Annotated in this window: 14 protein-coding genes and 2 tRNA genes; 7 read left to right on the forward strand and 9 right to left on the reverse strand. The window is 69.4% G+C overall.

The genetic code is table 11. The features are described 5' to 3' along the window. Positions 1-28 precede the first annotated feature (28 nt). The 3 genes from AKJ08_RS08015 to AKJ08_RS19755 are packed head-to-tail and all read left to right on the forward strand — an operon-like array spanning position 29 to position 2324. Entirely contained in the window at positions 29-688 is a 660-nt protein-coding gene (locus AKJ08_RS08015; RefSeq protein WP_050725590.1) for a phosphoribosyltransferase, read from the forward strand. Next, positions 685-1806 (forward strand): phosphotransferase family protein, encoded by a 1122-nt coding sequence (locus AKJ08_RS08020; protein ID WP_050725591.1) that lies wholly within the window; start codon positions 685-687, stop codon positions 1804-1806. Before AKJ08_RS08015 ends, AKJ08_RS08020 begins: the two co-directional genes overlap by 4 nt. Next, positions 1803-2324 (forward strand): adenylyl-sulfate kinase, encoded by a 522-nt coding sequence (locus AKJ08_RS19755; protein WP_050725592.1) that lies wholly within the window; start codon positions 1803-1805, stop codon positions 2322-2324. The genes AKJ08_RS08020 and AKJ08_RS19755 overlap by 4 nt, the downstream gene beginning before the upstream one ends. A gap of 38 nt (positions 2325-2362) precedes the next feature. On the opposite strand, the gene AKJ08_RS08030 is transcribed toward AKJ08_RS19755, so the two are convergent. Further along, positions 2363-2752, reverse strand: a complete 390-nt coding sequence (locus AKJ08_RS08030) for a DUF488 domain-containing protein (RefSeq protein WP_050727482.1) — start codon at positions 2750-2752, stop codon at positions 2363-2365. A 71-nt stretch (positions 2753-2823) separates the two neighbouring features. On the opposite strand from AKJ08_RS08030, the gene AKJ08_RS18570 reads away from it, so the two are divergent. Further along, complete coding sequence (locus AKJ08_RS18570; RefSeq protein ID WP_082342904.1) at positions 2824-3399, forward strand: diacylglycerol kinase family protein; 576 nt, start codon at positions 2824-2826, stop codon at positions 3397-3399. Positions 3400-3412: 13 nt separating this feature from the next. Here the strand turns inward: AKJ08_RS18570 and AKJ08_RS08040 are convergent, their stop codons facing one another. Continuing rightward, positions 3413-5035 carry an ABC-F family ATP-binding cassette domain-containing protein gene (locus AKJ08_RS08040; protein ID WP_050725593.1) on the reverse strand — a complete coding sequence of 541 codons (1623 nt, stop codon included), beginning with the start codon at positions 5033-5035 and terminating at the stop codon, positions 3413-3415. A gap of 97 nt (positions 5036-5132) precedes the next feature. Next, on the reverse strand, positions 5133-6350 hold the full coding sequence (locus tag AKJ08_RS08045) for an MFS transporter (protein ID WP_050725594.1): 1218 nt from the start codon (positions 6348-6350) through the stop codon (positions 5133-5135). 438 nt (positions 6351-6788) lie between these two features. Between AKJ08_RS08045 and AKJ08_RS08050 the strand changes: the two genes are divergently transcribed. Then, the gene (locus AKJ08_RS08050) at positions 6789-8111 is read left to right on the forward strand and encodes an OprO/OprP family phosphate-selective porin (RefSeq protein WP_050725595.1); all 1323 of its coding nucleotides are present in this window, start codon (positions 6789-6791) and stop codon (positions 8109-8111) included. A gap of 87 nt (positions 8112-8198) precedes the next feature. On the opposite strand, the gene AKJ08_RS08055 is transcribed toward AKJ08_RS08050, so the two are convergent. Beyond that, positions 8199-8284, reverse strand: a tRNA-Leu gene (locus AKJ08_RS08055). 102 nt (positions 8285-8386) lie between these two features. Here AKJ08_RS08055 and AKJ08_RS08060 point away from each other — a divergent pair. Further along, a tRNA-Arg gene (locus AKJ08_RS08060) sits at positions 8387-8463 on the forward strand. Positions 8464-8655: 192 nt separating this feature from the next. Here the strand turns inward: AKJ08_RS08060 and AKJ08_RS08065 are convergent. Continuing rightward, a complete protein-coding gene (locus AKJ08_RS08065) occupies positions 8656-9276 on the reverse strand; it encodes a hypothetical protein (RefSeq protein ID WP_157370564.1) in 621 nt (206 codons plus the stop codon). 282 nt (positions 9277-9558) lie between these two features. Here AKJ08_RS08065 and ffh point away from each other — a divergent pair, with 282 nt between their 5' ends. After that, complete coding sequence (gene ffh, locus AKJ08_RS08070) at positions 9559-11184, forward strand: signal recognition particle protein (RefSeq protein ID WP_050725597.1); 1626 nt, start codon at positions 9559-9561, stop codon at positions 11182-11184. Positions 11185-11259: 75 nt separating this feature from the next. Here the strand turns inward: ffh and AKJ08_RS08075 are convergent, their stop codons facing one another. The 4 genes from AKJ08_RS08075 to AKJ08_RS08090 form a co-directional block, all read right to left on the reverse strand. Next, positions 11260-12420 carry a TIGR04552 family protein gene (locus tag AKJ08_RS08075; RefSeq protein WP_240475467.1) on the reverse strand — a complete coding sequence of 387 codons (1161 nt, stop codon included), beginning with the start codon at positions 12418-12420 and terminating at the stop codon, positions 11260-11262. 289 nt (positions 12421-12709) lie between these two features. Further along, the gene (locus AKJ08_RS08080) at positions 12710-13789 is read right to left on the reverse strand and encodes a hypothetical protein (RefSeq protein WP_157370565.1); all 1080 of its coding nucleotides are present in this window, start codon (positions 13787-13789) and stop codon (positions 12710-12712) included. Between the two features lie 178 nt (positions 13790-13967). Next, complete coding sequence (gene gltJ, locus AKJ08_RS08085; protein WP_050725599.1) at positions 13968-15893, reverse strand: adventurous gliding motility protein GltJ; 1926 nt, start codon at positions 15891-15893, stop codon at positions 13968-13970. A 279-nt stretch (positions 15894-16172) separates the two neighbouring features. Further along, positions 16173-17297, reverse strand: coding sequence for a collagen-like protein (locus AKJ08_RS08090; RefSeq protein WP_050725600.1), 1125 nt, complete (start codon positions 17295-17297; stop codon positions 16173-16175). Between the last annotated feature and the right edge of the window lie 131 nt (positions 17298-17428).

Raw genomic sequence — 17428 nt, forward strand, 5'->3', positions numbered from 1 at the left:
CTGTCGTGACCCAGGGCCCGGAGCGGACATGCGGATCTTTCGTGATCGGACCGAAGCCGGCGAGGTGCTCGCCTCCATGCTCCCCGACCTGGGGGACAGGACGCCCATCGTGCTCGCCCTCCCCCGCGGCGGCCTTCCCGTCGCCGTGCCGGTGGCGCGGGCGCTCGGCGCTCCGCTCGACGTGATCGTCTCTCGCAAGCTCGGTGCGCCGGGCCAGCCGGAGCTCGGGTTCGGAGCCGTGGCCGAGGGGGGCGGCCGCTACGTCAATCGCGACACCGTGCGACTGCTCGCCCTCTCGGAGTCCCGGATCGCGGAGGTGGAGGCGGCGGAGCGCAGGGAGCTCGCGAGGCGGGTGGAGAAATACCGGGGCGGCAAGCGCCTGCCCTCTCTCGAGGGTCGCACCGTGGTCCTCGTCGACGACGGCATCGCCACCGGCGGCACGGTGCGGGCGGCGCTGGAGTCCCTCCGCGACCTCCATCCGAAGCGGATCGTCCTCGCGGTCCCGGTGGCCCCTGCCGAGACCGCTCGGGAGCTCCGCGAGGAGGTGGACGAGCTCGTGTGCCCGGAGGAGCCGGAGAGCCTCTGGGCCATCGGCGCCTGGTACGAGGACTTCTCCCAGCTCCGCGACGAGGAGGTGATCTCCTGGCTCCAGGTGGCCGCCCCGTCGGAGGAGCACGCGCCGCCATGAACCTGGAGCCCCAGCCCAAACCCGTCTCGGGCTGCCGCGCCGTCCTTCCGACCTTCGAGCTCACCCGCTACATCGAGGAGCGCTTCTCCGCGCGGGTGGCGTCGATCGAGCCGATGAAGACGAAGGCGGGCGGCAAGGGCTTCGGCTACGGCGCGCTCCATCGGATCGTCCTCGAGGGCACGCCGGAACGGGCGCTCGTGCTCCATCGCGGCGGGAGCTGCGGGTTCGGCCACGACACCCTCGCCGACCGCGCGTCCTCGGTGCTCCTCGCCTACGAGACCGACAACGAGCTCCCTGCGCACGTGCGCGCGATCGACGTCGGGGCCATCGATCGCGAGGGGCGGCTGACCTCCCTCGAGGGCACGCGGGACTTCTTCGTGCTCACGGAGTATGCGGAAGGGGTGCCGTATTTCCTCGAGCTCCAGCGGGCTTCCACCCGCGAGCGCCCGCTCCTGCCGGAGCTCGACCACCTGGACGCCCTCGCCTCTTACCTCGCTCGGATCCACGCCGACCGCGGGAGCTCGGCGGAGGCGTACGTCCGCCGCACACGCGACACGTTCGGCGGCAGCGAGGGGATCGCGGGGCTCCTCGACAGCTACGACGGGAGGGATCTCACCGGCTTCGCGAGCCCTTCGATCCTCGTGGACATCGAGCGCCGCTGCGTCGGCTGGAGGGCCCGGCTCAAGGCCTGCTCCCGCAGGCTCTGCCGGGTGCATGGGGACTTCCATCCCTGGAACATCCTCTTCGACGGCCCGGCCCTCTCCCTCGTCGACCGCAGCCGCGGCGAGTGGGGCGAGGCGGCAGACGACGTGGCGGCCCTGACCACGAACTTCCTCTACTTCGCCCTCCTCGCCCGCGGCCGCTTCGCGGGCTCCATGCGCGCCCTGTGGACGCGCTTCTTCCTGCGCTACGAGGAGGCCACCGACGACGCGGACCTGGGCCTTATGCTGCCGCCCTTCTTCGTGTGGCGCGCGCTCGTCCTCGCTTCGCCCGTCTGGTACCCGGGCGTGCCGACCGCGGTGCGCCGGACCCTCTTCCGCTTCATCGATCGGGTGCTGGACGTCGACCGCTTCGATCCGCTCGCGATCGACTCGCTCGTCGATCGAGCGGCGGCGTGACCGGCGGCGGTGTCGTCTGGATCACGGGACGACCGGCCTCGGGAAAGACCACCCTCGCCCGCCGTCTCGCCGACGCGCTCCGCGAGAGGGGCGTCCGCCCGGTGATCCTGGACTCCGACGAGGCGCGGGCGGCGATCACCCCGGCGCCGACCTACGAGGCGTGGGAGCGGGAGATCGTCTACCGGGCGCTGGCCTGGGCGGCCTCCCGCGTCTCGGCAGGCGGCGCCGCCGCGATCGTTGCGGCGACGGCCCACTCGGCGGCGCTGCGGCGGTCGATCCGGTCGATCGTCCCCGAGCTCTTCCTCGTACACGCCCGATGCAGCGCCGCCACTTGCGAGAGACGGGATCCCAAGGGCCTCTACGCTCGAGCCCGGGCCTCGCCGGAATCGACGCTGCCGGGCGTCGGCGTGGACTACGAGGCACCAGCAGACGCCGATCGCACCGTGGACACGGAACATCCCGTCCCGGGCGCGATCCTCGGCGAGCTCGCCGAGGCCATCGTCGCCCACAGGGGGTAGCTCCAGACGGGAAGGAAGGAGCCGGCTCGAAGCTTCCTTCAGGGATGCTGTGCGGGCTCGTGCGAAGGGGCGGCCATATGGCGATGGATGGCCTCGGCGATGACGACGGCCTGGTTGTGCTCTTCGTCCTTGGCCCCGTAGACCAGGGTCAACGTGCCACGGGACGCCCGATCGGCGAGCTCCGCCACGAGGGCCCGGGCAGGCTCGTGTCGGAGCTCCTCGAGGTAGCGGGTCCGAAAGTCGGCCCACCGGTTCGGGTCGTGGCCGAACCACTTGCGCAGCTCGGTGCTGGGGGCCACGTCGCGCATCCAGACGTCGATGGCGACGGATTCCTTGGTCTTGCCGCGGGGCCAGACGCGATCCACCAGCACGCGGTATCCGTCGGAGGGCGAAGGATCCTCGTAGGCCCTCTTGATGCGGAGGCTCATGGCGGTGACCATAGGCATCTTCCGCAGCGGTCGGTCGAGAGGGCGCGCCGAAAGGGGCGGCGAGGACGAAGATGAGTTTCGGACGACAGACGCTCGGGCGAAGCTTCGCATGTGCCTCTCGGGGCGTGGTCGCGACCCTCGCCACCCAGCGCAACATGCGGATTCACTACGCCGCCGCGACGCTCGCCGCCTGCCTCTCGTGCGTCCTCCAGCTCTCCCGGGTGGAGATCGCCGTCGTCCTCGCGGCCATCGCCCTCGTGTGGGCGACCGAGCTCGTCAACACGGCGGTCGAGGCCGCGATCGATCTTGCGTCCCCCGATCCGCACCCCCTCGCGCGGATCGCCAAGGACGCCGCCGCCGGCGCGGTCCTCGTCTGCGCGGCCTTCTCCATCGGCGCCGGCGCGCTCGTCTTCGGCGACAAGCTCTCGCCCCTGCGCCTCCGGCCGGGCGGGTTCGGGCTGGCGTGTGCGGTTGCCGCGATCTCGCTGGCGGGCGCCGGGGCCATCGCCCTCGCGCGCCGCCGCCTGGTGCAGCCGCTCCCTCCCCACGCGATCGGGCCCCGTGCGGTCGGGATCGCCGAGCCGCCGCCGCGCCGTACCGACGAGGCCGCCGAGCCTGCGCCGGTCGCGGTGTCCGCCGGAAAATGACCGAGAATCGAGGCTACTCGCGAAGACCCGGCGCTTCACGGCCGGTGGACGCCACGTACTCGACGTAGCCCGCGGGATAGGTGCGGACGTCGCCCTCCGAGAGCTCGAGCACCCGGTTCGAGAGCGCGGCGAGGAAGTGACGATCGTGGGAGACGATCAGCATCGTCCCCTCGAACTGCTTCAGCGCCTCGACGAGCATCTCCTTCGTCGCCAGATCCAGGTGGTTGGTCGGCTCGTCGAGCACCAGGAAATTCGGCGGATCGTAGAGCATGATCGCGAGCACGAGCCGCGCCTTCTCGCCACCGGAGAGCACCCGGCAAGGCTTCTCGATCTCGTCTCCGGAGAAACCGAAACATCCGGCGAGGGTGCGGAGCGAACCCTGCGAAGCGCGGGGGAACGAGTTCTGCAGCGCTTCGAAGACCGTGCTTCCCGGGTCGAGGAGCTCCATGGCGTGCTGGGCGAAGTACCCCAGCTTCACGCTCGCTCCCACCGTCACCGAACCCTGGTCCGGCGTCGTCGAGCTCGCCACGAGCTTGAGCAACGTGGACTTGCCGGCGCCGTTCACGCCCATCACGCACCAGCGCTCGCCGCGGCGGATCAGGAGGTCCAGGCCGTCGTAGATCCGCCTGTCGCCGTAGCCCTTGTAGACACCCTCGAGGCGAACCACGTCCTCGCCCGAGCGCGGCGACTGCTGAAACTCGAAGTGCTGGGTCTTCTGACGCTTGGGAGCCTCGACCTTCTCGATCTTGTCGAGCTTCTTGACGCGGGACTGGACCTGCGCCGCCTTCGCCGCCTGGGCCTTGAAGCGCTCGATGAAGCGCATCTCCTTGGCCAGCATCGCCTGCTGGCGCTCGTAGGCGGCCTGGGCCTGGGCCTCGTTGAGCGCCCGCTGCTGCACGTAGAAGTCGTAGTTGCCGGAGTAGGTCGTCAGCGTCCCGCCATCGATCTCCACGATCTTCCCGACGATCCGGTTCATGAACTCCCGGTCGTGGGAGGTCATCAGGAGCGCGCCCTCGTAGCCCTTCAGGAAGCCCTCCAGCCAGATCAGCGACTCGAGATCCAGGTGGTTCGAGGGCTCGTCGAGGAGCATGGCGTCCGGCCGCATCAGGAGGATCTGCGCGAGGGCGACCCGCATCTTCCAGCCGCCGGAGAGGCCGCCCACGTCGCCGTCCATCATCGACTCGGAGAAGCCGAGGCCCGCGAGGATCTCCCGGGCGCTCCCCTCCAGCGCGTAACCGCCCAGCTCCTCGAAGCGACCCTGGACCTCGCCGAAGCGCTCCACGAGCTTGTCCAGCTCGTCCGCCCTGGACGGATCCGCGAGCGCCGCCTCGAGGGAGGCGAGCTCGGTCCCGACCGTAGACACCTCGCCGGCCCCGGACATCGTCTCGGCGAGCGCGGAGCGCCCCGCCATCTCGCCGACGTCCTGGCTGAAGTAGCCGATGGTCACGCCGCGATCGATGGCCACCTGGCCCTCGTCCGCCGTCTCCTGGCGCATCACCATCCGGAAGAGCGTGGACTTCCCGGCGCCGTTGGGTCCCACGAGGCCCACCTTCTCCCCGCGGTTGAGGGTGGCGGAGGCCTCCACGAAGAGGATCTGGTTTCCGTGCTGCTTGCTGACAGAGTCGAAGCGGATCAAGGGGACCTCATGGCGACGCCGAGCAGATTCGTGCTGCGCTCGTTTCGCCTCTGATGCCCGCCGCCGTCAAGCGCGGCCGATGGGCTCCGGTTTTTCGTCAGCTTGCCAGGCGTGCGCCCTGCGGATCGGCCGACGCGCGCCTCCGGGCAGCGGCCAGCACGGGCCAGCCCAAAGCCGCCGCCCCGGCGCCGACGGCGCACACCCCGGCCCAGCCCCAGCCGTTCCAGGCGACGGAGGCCAGCCAGGCGCCTGCCGAGCTGCCGGCGAAGCAGGACACCATGTAGAGGGTGTTCAGCCGGCTGCGCGCCTCGGGTCTGCGGGAGTAGACGCGAGTCTGGTTGGAGATGTGGTTCGACTGCGCGCCGAGATCCAGGAGGATCACGCCGGCGGCGATCCCCACCAGGCTCGAGCCGAAGGCCCAGAGGCCCACGTAGGCCAGCACCAGCAGCGAGATCGCGATGCCGTTCACGCGGAGGCCGCCGTGGCGATCCGCGTAGCGCCCCACCAGCGGCGCCGCCAGCGCGCCCACCACCCCCACGACCCCGAAGATCCCTGCGACGTCGGACCCATACGCGCCCGGCAGCGCCTGGAGGTGGAGGGCGAGGATCGCCCAGAAGGCGGCGAAGGACGCGAAGGAGGCCGCGCCGAGGAGAGCGTGCCGCCGGACGATGGGCTCCTCCCGCCAGAGCGCGCCCAGCGAGCGGAGCAGCGCCGGATACGGCATCGGCGACTCCGGCTTCTGCGCGGGCAGCATGAGCCGCATCGCCGCCGCCATCAGCAGCATCAGGCCCGCCGCGATCCAGAAGACCGCCCGCCACCCGAGCCAGGCCCCCAGGAAGCCCGCAACCGTGCGCGAGAGGAGGATCCCGATCAGAACGCCGCTCATCACCGTGCCGACGATCCGCCCGCGCGATTCGTCCGGCGCGAGGTGCGCGGCGAAGGGGATGAGGAGCTGCGGGACCACGGTGGTGAAGCCGAGGACGAGGCTCGCGGCCAGCAGGAACGGGAGCGACGGCGACGCCGCGACCGCGACGAGGGCGAGGCTGATCGCCACTGTGAGCAGGACGATCATCCGGCGACGCTCGAGGCTGTCGCCCAGGGGCACCAGGAGCAGGATCCCGATCGCGTATCCCACCTGCGGGAGCGTCGGCACCAGGCCGAGGGCCTGCTTCGATGCGCCGAAGGAGGCGCCGATCTCGGTGAGGAGGGGCTGGTTGAAGTAGAGGTTCGCAACCGTCGCGCCGGCGGCGAAGGCCATCAGCCAGACGAGCCGGCGGCCGAGCGCCGGCTTGGATGCGGAGGGAGTCGCGGACATGGGGGCATTCTTTTGGTCGGCCACCACCGACGCGCAACGGCGCGCCCCGGTGCGTCCGACGAAGACTCGCGTGAAATAAGAGCCTCCCCTCCCCTGCGCAAGTTCGGAATCGGACGTGTCCCCCGCCCCGGCGGGGCCGTTCAGCTCCGCCGGGCTCGCCGTCCGACTCCCTGCCCCGGGATCCCTTTCGTTCGCCATTCGGCCGTCGGTCCCGCCCACGAGAGTCCGGAATCGAACGGTTTTCGAACCCGAAATTCCAGCCCTTTCACGGTTGGCACACCCGCCCCTGTCCCGGATCGAACAGCGACGGGCGCCGGCCGCGAGCCGCGTCGATCCCTCGATGCGTAGCCTCGAACGGTCCGCGACGGGGGGTGCCATCTGCTCGATCCCAACGCACGAAAGAATCGGTCGTCCGCTCTCCACGACGAAGCCCGGGACATGGCGCTGGAACGCAAGAAAGTGCCGATAGACGCACCTTCCGCTGCCAGCGCCAGGACCGCTCGGCGGCGCTGCCTCGACGGGCTCCTGATCGCCGCTCTCCTCGCCTTTGCCGCCTTCCCCGCCTCAGGGGCCGCGAAGGAGAAGGAGGACTCGGCCGCCACCCCTCCAGAGATACGGATCGACTCCGAGGGATTCTCCCTTCGAAGCCAGGACGGCGACTTCGTTCTCCACCTCGACGGCTATATCCAGGCGGACGCACGGATCTACGCGGGCAAGAACGATTCCTCCCTGCCCGACACCTTCGCGCTCCGGCGCGTCCGGCCCATCCTCGCGGGCACGCTCTACCGCTATCTCAACTTCCGCCTGATGCCGGACTTCGGGCTCGGCGTCGCCATCATCCAAGACGCCTGGGTCGAGATCCTACCCCTCAAAGGGATCGGCTTCCGGATGGGCAAGTACAAGGCCCCCGTCGGCCTCGAGCGGTTGCAGACCGCGACCGATCTCTTCTTCGCGGAGCGCGCGTTTCCCACGCTCCTCGTGCCCAACCGCGACGTCGGCGCGGAGCTCCACGGCGATTTCTTCCACGACGCCTTCTCCTGGGCCATCGGCGCATTCAATGGCGCTGCCGACAACGCCAGCCTCGACCTCGACCCGGACCACGGCAAGGAGGTGGCGGGACGGATCTTCATCCGCCCGATTCCGAAGGGCTTCTTCCGCTTCCTCGGCCTCGGCTACGCCACGACCTACGGCAAGGCCAAGGGGACCGCAGCCACGCCCGAGCTGGCCACCTTCGTCTCCGCGGGCCAGCACACCTTCTTCAAGTACAGGACGGGAACAGAGGCCGCCTTCATCGACGGCAAGCGCTATCGCTTCGCGCCCCAGCTCTACTTCTTCACCGGCGGCTTCGGCCTCCTGGGCGAGTACTACATCTCCACCGAGGACGTCCGCGTAGGCGACGACACACGACGGCTCACGAACAAGGCTTGGCAGGCCGCCGGCACCTACGTCATCGGCGGCCGCCGTCGCTACGACGGGGTGAAGCCTCGACACTCGATCAGCCAGGGCGGCGCCGGCGCCTTCGAGTTCGCCGCTCGCTACTCCGAGCTACACATCGACCCGAGGACCTTCCCGACGTTCAACGATCCCAGCCACGCCCAGCGCATCGCTCGCGAGTGGGCCGTCAACTTCGGCTGGTGGCCCAGCCCGAGCGCCCGCTTCATGGTCAGCTTCTTCCGGACGAGGTTCGTGTCGGGCGTCGAGAGCGTCCCCGACGAGGTGCCCGAGAACGCCTTCATCGTCCGCTCCCAGATCGCCTGGTAGCCGTCGGGTCGTAAGAAGGCTTCGCTGCGAACGCGGTGCAATTCGCTATCAGGTCGCGGGGAGCATGGCGCCGACCGCCGGGATCTCTGGTGCCCAGGGAGGGGGTCGAACCCTCACGCCCTTGCGGGCCGCGGATTTTAAGTCCGCCGCGTCTGCCATTCCGCCACCCGGGCCGAGGAGAGGAGGCGCGCACTGTAGCACGTCGATCTTTCCCGCAAAGATCGCTTGCCAACGATCGGGCGGAAAGCTACATAGGCCGAGCTTTCAGAGCACATGGGCGATTAGCTCAGCTGGATAGAGCGTTGGCCTCCGACGCCAAAGGCCGCAGGTTCGAATCCTGCATCGCCCGCCAAAGAAGGCCCCGTTTCCCGCAAGGGATTCGGGGCCTTCGCCTTTTCGGGGGTACTGAAACGGTCGCTGCGGCGCTCTCGCGATCGCGGAGAAACGCGCCCGGGCCGACCGCGTCCCAGCTCATGGCCCATAGAAAGACCCCCGGCCAATGGTTCGACCGGGGGTCCTTTCATTCACGCATCGACGCGATATCTCAGTTGTACGTCCCCGACGCCGCGAGACCGAAGACCATGGCGGTCGACTTCGCGCTGGAGTCTTTTTCGGCGACGCGCAGGAACATCGCGTTGCCGGCGACCCCGAGCCCGAAATTGGGAGCGAGCATCCACTCCTTGCCCACTCCCAGCTTGGCGCCGAAGCCCATCTTGGAGGTCGTGTCCAGCAAGAGGTCGTTCCCGGCGAACGAATAGTTGCCCAGGAGCAGGCTTCCGGAGGCGTAGGCATTGAGCGGCATGAGGTAGTACGCGACCCCCGGCCCGAACGCCATGGTGCTGAGGGAGGTCTTCTTGAGCGTCGCGGAATCGCTGCCCACCGACAAGCTCGGCTCCGAGACGCGGTCCATCATGAACTCGCCGAAGAGCATGAGGTTGCTGTCGATCGCGTGCCCGGCAGCGAGCGAGAACCCCAGGCCGCCCCCGCCTAGCTTGTTGCTGTTCTCGGAGTTCGACAGGCGGAGGTACGACGGACCGGCATGGAGCCGGAGGAACAACCCCTCGTGCCCGTCGCTCTGAGCATGAGGCGCTTCCGCCTTGGAGGCGGAGGCGTGGAAGAAGGCAAGACCACAGACCACTACGGACAGCACACGACGCAAATGCATGTGAACCCTCCCGTGAGACAGCCTGCCAAATCCTCCCTCTACCCGCCTCACGAGAGCAAGGTTTTTGTTTCACCCGTCGTGTTTCAAATTTAGGATTCCGCCGATCGTCCGGAGAGGCAGGGGGCGAGCGCCCTCCCGATCGCGCTCGGAGCTCCGGGCAGCGCTGTCCCCTTCGTGAACCGGAGGGAGTCGATGCGCGTTGAAGGAGCGGAAATCGCGTGCTAGAGACGCGCGTTTCAACAGGGATCCGCCCATCCGGTCGCTTCAAGGGGAGTTCTCGCAATGCTCGACGCCGTTTCCAAGGGCTTCAAGGCCGCTCGCAACCGCCTCCGCGGCAAGGCGGAGATCACGCCCGAGGTGGTGGACGAGGCCCTGCGCGACATCCGCGTCGCCCTCCTCGAGGCCGACGTCGAGTTCGGGGTCGTCAAGCGTTTCATCGCGAGCGTCCGGGAGAAGGCCACCGGCGAGGTGGTCGACACGAAGGTCGAGTCGAAGAAGGGGGCGATGAAGGTCAGCCCCGCCGACCACTTCGTGAAGATCTGCCACGACGAGCTCGAGGCCCTCATGGGCCCCGTGGACACGTCGCTGACGTTCAAGGCCAAGGGTCCGACCGGGATCATGATGGTCGGTCTCCAGGGCTCCGGTAAGACCACCACGGCGGGCAAGCTGGCGAACAAGCTCCTTGCCGAGGGCAAGAAGCCCCTGCTCGTGGCCGCCGACATCTACCGCCCCGCCGCCGTGGAGCAGCTCAAGGTCCTCGGCCAGCGACTGGGCGTGCCCGTCTACCACGACCCGAACGCCCGCCCGCCGCAGATGTGCAAGGCGGCCTTCGAGCAGGCCCGCGCCCAGCACCGCGACGTGGTCATCCTCGACACCGCCGGCCGCCTCGCCATCGACGAGGACATGATGCGGGAGCTCGAGGAGATCAAGGCGGGCACCGAGCCCGACAACATCCTCCTCGTCGCCGACGCCATGATCGGCCAGGACGCGGTGAAGACCGCCGCGGAGTTCGACCGCCGCCTCTCGATCGACGGCTTCATCCTCACGAAGCTCGACGGTGACGCCCGCGGCGGCGCCGCCCTCTCGATCAAGGAAGTCACGGGCAAGCCCATCAAGTTCCTCGGCATGGGCGAGAACCTCGACAAGCTCGAGGAGTTCCGCCCCGAGGGCCTGGCCGGCCGCATCCTGGGCTTCGGCGACATCGTCGGCCTGATGCAGGACTTCGAGAAGGTCGTCGACGAGCAGAAGGCCCAGGAGGACGCCGAGAAGATCCTCTCGGGCAACTTCACGCTCCAGGACTTCGTCGACCAGATCCGCGTCGTGAAGAAGATGGGCTCGCTCTCCGAGCTCCTCGAGAAGTTCCCCCTCTTCGGCGACCTGCCGGAGGGCGTGAACATCGACGACAAGGAGCTCGGCCGGATCGAGGCGATGGTCGACTCGATGACCCCGGACGAGCGCAAGAATCCCTCGCTCTTCAACGACTCCCGCCTGAACCGCGTCGCGAAGGGCTCCGGCCGCACCAAGAAGGACGTGCAGGAGCTCCTCACCCGCTACAACGGGATGCGCACGGTGATGAAGCAGATCGGCGGAAACGCCGGCGGCCTCCTCTCCCGGCTCCCCGGCTTCCGCCAGATGGCCCAGCTCCGCCAGATGAAGGGCATGGACCTCTCCGACATCTTCGGCGCCGCTGGGGGCCCCGGCCCGTCCCAGCCCGAGCGGCTCCCCGGCATGCCCGCGGGCTACACGCCGCCGATGGACCCGGTCGCGAGGGCCCGCGCCCGCGCGATGGGCTACGACCTCGGCGCCGCCGGCGCACCGTCCTTCGTCTCCGACAAGGAGAAGCAGCGCCTCAAGGACAAGCGCAAGCGCGAGCGCCAGGCCCGCAAGAGCAACCGGAAGAAGCGCTAATCCTGGGCGCCGTTCCACGCGGCGCTCGTAGCGATGGGCCTACGCGAGGGAATCACCTCGCGTAGCCATCCGGCCTCAGGCTTCGGAGTCGGGGACGGTGTCGCCGTTCTGGGCGATCTTCGCCCCGGACGCCCCGTTGCGCTTCGGCACCACCAGGCCTTTCGAGAGGCGGCGCAGCACGCGGACCCTCTGCCGGCGCTTGTAGCGATCGTGAGAGCTCGCGCCCTCCTCGTTGAGGCGGGCCGTCTCCTCGTCGACGAGCTGGAACTCCACGGGCGCGAACGCGATCTCCGGCCGCGGGATCCGACGTGCACCCTCGATCATGCAGAGGTGCTCGTCGAGGCGCACGGGAACGTCCGCGACGAAGTTGATCACCCGGTAGTCCTTCCCGGAGAACTCGTTCATCCCCTTTCGACGGTCGTAGACCTCCTCGGTCTCGAGGTGGCTCTGCAGCTGCGCCGCGTGCTCCGCGAGGGAGGGCGTCTCCTCGAGGAGCTGATGGAAGGAGACGAGGTTGTTCTGGCTCTGGGCCGGGACGACGAAGCTGAAGGGGAAGAGGTGGGTGGTGAGGAAGTGCAGCACCGGGAGGATGTCCGCCTCGGTGCGAGTGACGATCCGGTAGCGCACCTTGTCGAAGATCTGTGCCGCCACCGACTCCCGCTTCGCGAGCAACTTGGTGATCATCGACTCGCGGGTCTTCACGCTGCCCACGAAATCCACCAGCGGCGCCCCGGCTTCCTTGAGCTGGATCGCCACGGCCTGGACCCGGCGGTCGATGAGCGCCGCGAACTCGGAGGACGAGATGGGCGTCCGGAAGAGCATCTCGCGGGAATCCGTGTGGAAGATCGTGTGCATCACCTTGAGGACGATGCAGGCGATCCGCCGCCACTTGCGGTGCTCCCCCACCCCCGAAGCGATGAGGAAGAGGTCGTGGAGCTCCCTCGGGTGGGCGACCACATCGGTCACCCGATAGCGGAAGACCCTTCGGAGGTAGTCCACCGCCTCCGCCAGGATCTCCCGGAGCCGCGCCTCGTCGGCGGGGTGCTCCGGACGGAAGAGGCAGAGCCGGATGAAGCCGTCCACCTCGTCCCGGTCGCGGAAGCTCAGGCGCCTCCAGTCGATCACCGAGCCGCCCCGGAGGATCAGACGGATCTCCTCGAGCTCCCGCACCCCGAATCGGTCGACGGGAAGGAGGCCCTGCATGCTGGCGGAGACGTGCTGTACCTGGATGGCCAAGCTTCCTCCCGATGTCGGCGTGGCTGTCGAACGTAGACGCCGATTCCTGGTCGGTCAAGGACGGCGATGGGCGCCGCGGGGCTTCTTTGGATGCTCTGCGACGCTAGCGGTTCCACGACGCGGCGCGCTGCATCCCAGGGCATCGCGCCCGGGCTCAGCGCCTTCGAAACGAAGGTGGCCGCGCCGTGCGCAAACGCGCACGCTCGCGGCCACCTTCGAGCCTCGAGAGAGGCTCACCCTCGCCCGCTTCGGCCGAGGCCGGGAGCGGGTCGAGAGTCGTCGGTCGGGCCTACTTCGAGCCCACCGTGCACAGCGTGTTCGACTGCCGGCCGGCGTCGTCCTTCAGGAAGGCCGCAGTGCCCACCGAGTTGGACGAGCCGCCCTCGCTGAAGCACGCCTGGAACGAGTAGTTCGAAAGGTTGTTCTTCTCGGTCCGCTTCACGCCGAACGGATTGGTGGGACCCTTCGAGCCGATCACGAAGACCTTCGAGTTGAGGCTAGCCGTCGGAAGGGCGTTCGGCGAGAAGGCGAAGAAGCTGAACTGGCAGAGGATGGGGGCGTCCGGGGCGCACTTGTTCGCGTCGCGGGTGCAGCGCGAGCTTCCACCCGAGCCGATGTTGTCCTGAGCCGCCGAGAAGATCTCGGGGCCGCTCGCATCCCGGTTGCCACCGTTGGGACCGCTGGTGCAGCGGGTGCAGCTGTTGAAGGACTGGCCACAAGCCGTGCTCTGGCAAGTGTTCACGCCCGTGCCGGTGGCGGCGCAGTACTGGTTGCCCGCGTCGTAGCACTCCATCTGGGTGGTGCAGGTCGCGATCGGCTCGCACTTGTTGTTGATGCACTGAGCTTCCGCACCACACTGAGCGTCGGTGGTGCAACCCGTTCCCGCCGCCACGCAGAGCCCGGAGGTCTGGTTGCAGGAGGTCGTCGCGGGGCAATCAGCGTTCGAGGTGCACTTGTCGATGCAGACCAGCGTGGCCGGGTCGCAGACCGTGCCCGCCGCGCACTCGTTGCCAGCCACGGTGCAGGAGACCGGCGCCACCGGGATGCAGAGGCCGCCCTTCCCGCCGCAGAACGTCAGATCACAGGCCTCGGTGTCGCTGCAGTCGCCGTCCCCTTTGCAGGGAAGGAAGCAGAACGACGCCTGGGTCGAGCCGGCGCAGCCGTTCGAACAGGCGTTGTCACCCGAGCAGTCCTCCGTCGTCTCGCAGGCCTCTTCGCACACGCCCGTCTTCGTGATGCAGACCTCGCCCTCGGAGCAGTCGCTGTCCGAGGTGCACGCGGTCTTCGCACTGTCCCCGCACGCCAGCATCCCAATCGACGCGGCGAAGACGAACCCCACCGAAAGCATCAGCCACTTCAACTGAGTCATTGAATCCTCCATCTACGACAGCGACGTTGCGCTGCCAGCCAGCGCGGTGCTTACCACGCCATTGTCCAAATTGTCACGAAACGTACCGCAGTGGTCGCTGTGGATACCACGGATCAAAAACGGCGATACCGTGAAAAACGAGTATCGCCGCGGGCTTCCGTCGACCGGAAGCGCTCTCTCAGAACTGGAACGGGAAGTCGATCGGGGCCATCTTCGAACCGGAGTACGCAGGGAACTTCCAGCCCTTGATCAGCCCGCCGATGCAGGAGCCAAGGGCGGCGTGCTCGTTGCCCTTCATCTGCTGGACACCCGAGGTCTTGCCGGTGTTCTCGATGGTCCAGCGCATGACCACGGTGCCGGATGCCGAGGGGTTGTCGTTCTTGTAGGACGTGACGCAACCCTTGATCGCCGCCTTCTGGCCCACGACCACCCCGGTGATGTCGCCGTGGCCGAGCTGCTGCGGGATCGCCGCGCCAGCCCCAGGCGCCGGCGGGATGTAGGTGTCGGAACCCCGCCCAGGCGCGGGCTTGGGCGCGGATCGTCCGGAGAACTCCTTGTTGAAGAGATCGTCGATCGAGCTCCCGCCTCCGGTGTTGAGCAGATCGTCCGAGCCTCGCCGCGGAGCCGGAGCAGGCGGAGGAGCGGCGGCCGGCTGGACCGCCGCCACTCGGGCGGGGGCCGGCGCGGGGGCCGCGGCGTGGGTTCTCCTCGGGGCTGCGGCAGCAGCAGGCGCAGCAGGGGCCGCAGGGGCGGCCGGAGCCGCGACCGCCGCGACCTCGGCTCCCTTGCCATCCGCCGCCGCCTTCGGCTGCTCGGCAGCAGCGGGCTCGGCCTGCGCCGCTGCGGGCTCTGCCGCTGCGACTGCCTCCTTAGCGTTCTCTTCGTTCGCGGGGACGGCCTCGGCGACAGCGGTCGCAGGCGCAGCCGTGCCACCGTTCGGCTCGGGCGTGGCGGGGGGCTCCGGACGCCGCTCCGCAGGCGGCTGCGCGTTGGCCGCCGGCGCCGCGGGAGGCGGTGTGGCAGCGGCCACGGCCGGCTGGGAAGGCCGATCGAAGACGCCGCCAAACCAGGCGCCAGCCCCAGCGAGGAGCGGCAGCGCGATCGCCGCGGCGATCCAACCCGTCTTGCGAGAGGCCGACGGGGCCTGGGTCGCGGCGGCGGGAGCCGGTCGCGGGGCGGGAGCGGCAGCGACGGGCGCCGCCGGCGCCGGCACGGGCGCACTACGCTCCATCGAAATGACGCGCGAAGGCTCGCTCGGCGGCGCCTCCGGGAGGTCCCGGAGGAGCATCCGGATCCCGGTGGTCTCCGGGGCCGGAGCCTGATCCTCGTCGTCGACCGGAGGCGGCGCCGCCTTCTCCTGCTTGCGGGCGGCCTCGAGCTCCTTCTCCACCAGCGAGGCGAGGGCGCTCGCTGCAGACGGCCGCCACGCAGCCTGGGACGAATCGGCGCTCGGCGCCGAAGGGGCCGCGCTCGGAGCGCTCGGCGCGGGGGCCGCGGCGCTCAGGCCGGGCTGAGCGGGCGCCGGCCGGGGCACGAGGGCACCGACCAGCTCCTCGAGCGTAGAGAGTGGCGTCCAGTCGAGGAGCCCTGCCCTCCAGCAGAGGGTGTCGGGGCCGATCTCGGAGCGCTCCCAGCGCTCGCGGATCCCGTCGAGGCGGAGCGGTCCCACCTGCTCGTCGGCGACGGCCAGGAACCAATCGTGCTCCTCGAGAGCGGGCGCGGCCACAGGAGCCGGTGCGGTCGAGGCCGTCGTGGCCTCCGCCGGGACGGGCTCCTGCGCAGCGAAGGCGCCGCCACCGAACGCAGCGAAGGGATCGGCGGCCATGCCGTCGTCGCGCCGAGCCTGGGAAAGCGCCGGCTCGCCAGAGACCATGGTGTCGAAGGCCGCGCCGAGCTCGTCGTCGAGGCTTCCCCCGTTCCGGGCCTGGCTCGCCCCCGGCGCGCTGCGGGTCTCGAGTCCTGTCGGCTCGAGGACGACGGGAGCGCCGCGCTTGACGAGAATGACGTGCCCGCACTTCTTGCAGCGGACCTTCACTCCGCCCGGGCGGAGCTTCTCGTCGGAGATCATGTACTGCGCGCGGCAGCGATCGCAGGTGAACTTCATCGCGATTGGGCCTACCTGGCTCGACGTTCGTCGGGAGGGACTTCCGGAGTCGAGCCGATGGATGAGCCGCAACCTTCGCATCGGGCGCCGGGAGGGTCAAGAATCGCAAGGCGGGGATCGATCGCTTCCCGATCGATCCCCGCCGCGGAGCCGAAGGCGGAGCAGACGCAAAGAAGAGCGTATTCGCGCGAAGCGCGGCTGAAGAAGCCGGGCCCGCTTCAGGCGGGACCGACTTCTTCACACGCTCCGAGAGCCCCTCACTCGAAGTTGGCGCTGCTCCTACCCGTTCATCTGGAGGACCAGGATCCGACCGTCGTGCGCCGTGAGGCTGGGGCACACACCGGTCGTCCGCGCGACGATGCGGTAGGCCTTCGCGGCAGGGAAGCTGCTGCTGCTCGCGTACGCGTGGAAGGTCGCGGACATCCCCGTGACGTCGCGGACTCGGAGACGGTAGGGCCTGGCGAGGAGATTCGTGCCGTTCGCCTGCACGTTGAGCTCGACGAAACAGCCGTTCGACCAGGAGAGCGATCCGGAGCTCAACGAGACGTCGGCGGTGACGAGCGTGAGGCGGGAGGAGATCGTGACGTTCTTGGCCTGACCGACGACCTGCCAATCGGCGTCGGAGCGGATGGACGTGTCGCCCGCTCCCGAATCGAGGGCATCGATCCGGTTGAAGGCGTCCTCGCCTGCGCGGCCCACCGGCCCGGCGGGTCCCTGGGGACCGGCAAGCCCCCGCTCGCCCGTGAGACCCTGCGCACCCCGAAGCCCCTGGGGACCAGCGGGACCCTGCTCCCCGCGAGGCCCGGCAGGCCCGATCTCGCCCTGATCGCCCTGCGGCCCCTCGGGGCCGACCTCGCCGCGCTCGCCCTGGAAGAGCCAGAGGTCGCGCTGCGCCGACATGGCCCGGTTGTGCACGACCACGGTGGACGCGCCGGTCTCGGCGTCGTCCGGCACCTCCACGCGGAGCGCGTCGCTGGTCGAGTCGAGGACCTGCAACGGGAGCTCGGCGCCGTTCTGGCGCAGGATCGCGGTAGCTCCGTCGAGGCCGGCGCCGCGGATCAGCAACGTCCCGCGGAAACGCCGGGCGGGCTCTTTCTCGCTCTCGCTGCCGTCGGTCTCGATCGAGTCGATCCGCACGGTGTCGCGGGCCTCGCCCTCCCCGCCTGCGCCGGCCCCTGCCGAACCGCCACGGCCACCGGACCCGGTCGCGGGAGGCTCGACGTCGCCTCCCTTCCCGCCGGTACCAGCAAGACCACCGGAACCGCCGGTACCCCCGGTATCCACCTTCCCGCCCGAACCGCCGGCGCCGCCGCCGACGCGCGGCTCGTCGGTGCCACGGTTGGGCGGCGTGCCGCACGCCGCGAGGGAACCGCAAACCAGGGTGACGAGGACGATTCGCTTCATTGGAGGCTCCGTCGGCGGCTTCGTGCCGCCGTTCGCTCGAGCCGGGCGCGATTGCCCGGTGTGCGCTCTTGGAGAGCGAGAGCCGTGCCGAAGCGTGACCTCCAATGATTTCCGCAGCTTATGAAAACGCG

Source organism: Vulgatibacter incomptus (assembly GCF_001263175.1).
Lineage (GTDB): Bacteria > Myxococcota > Myxococcia > Myxococcales > Vulgatibacteraceae > Vulgatibacter > Vulgatibacter incomptus.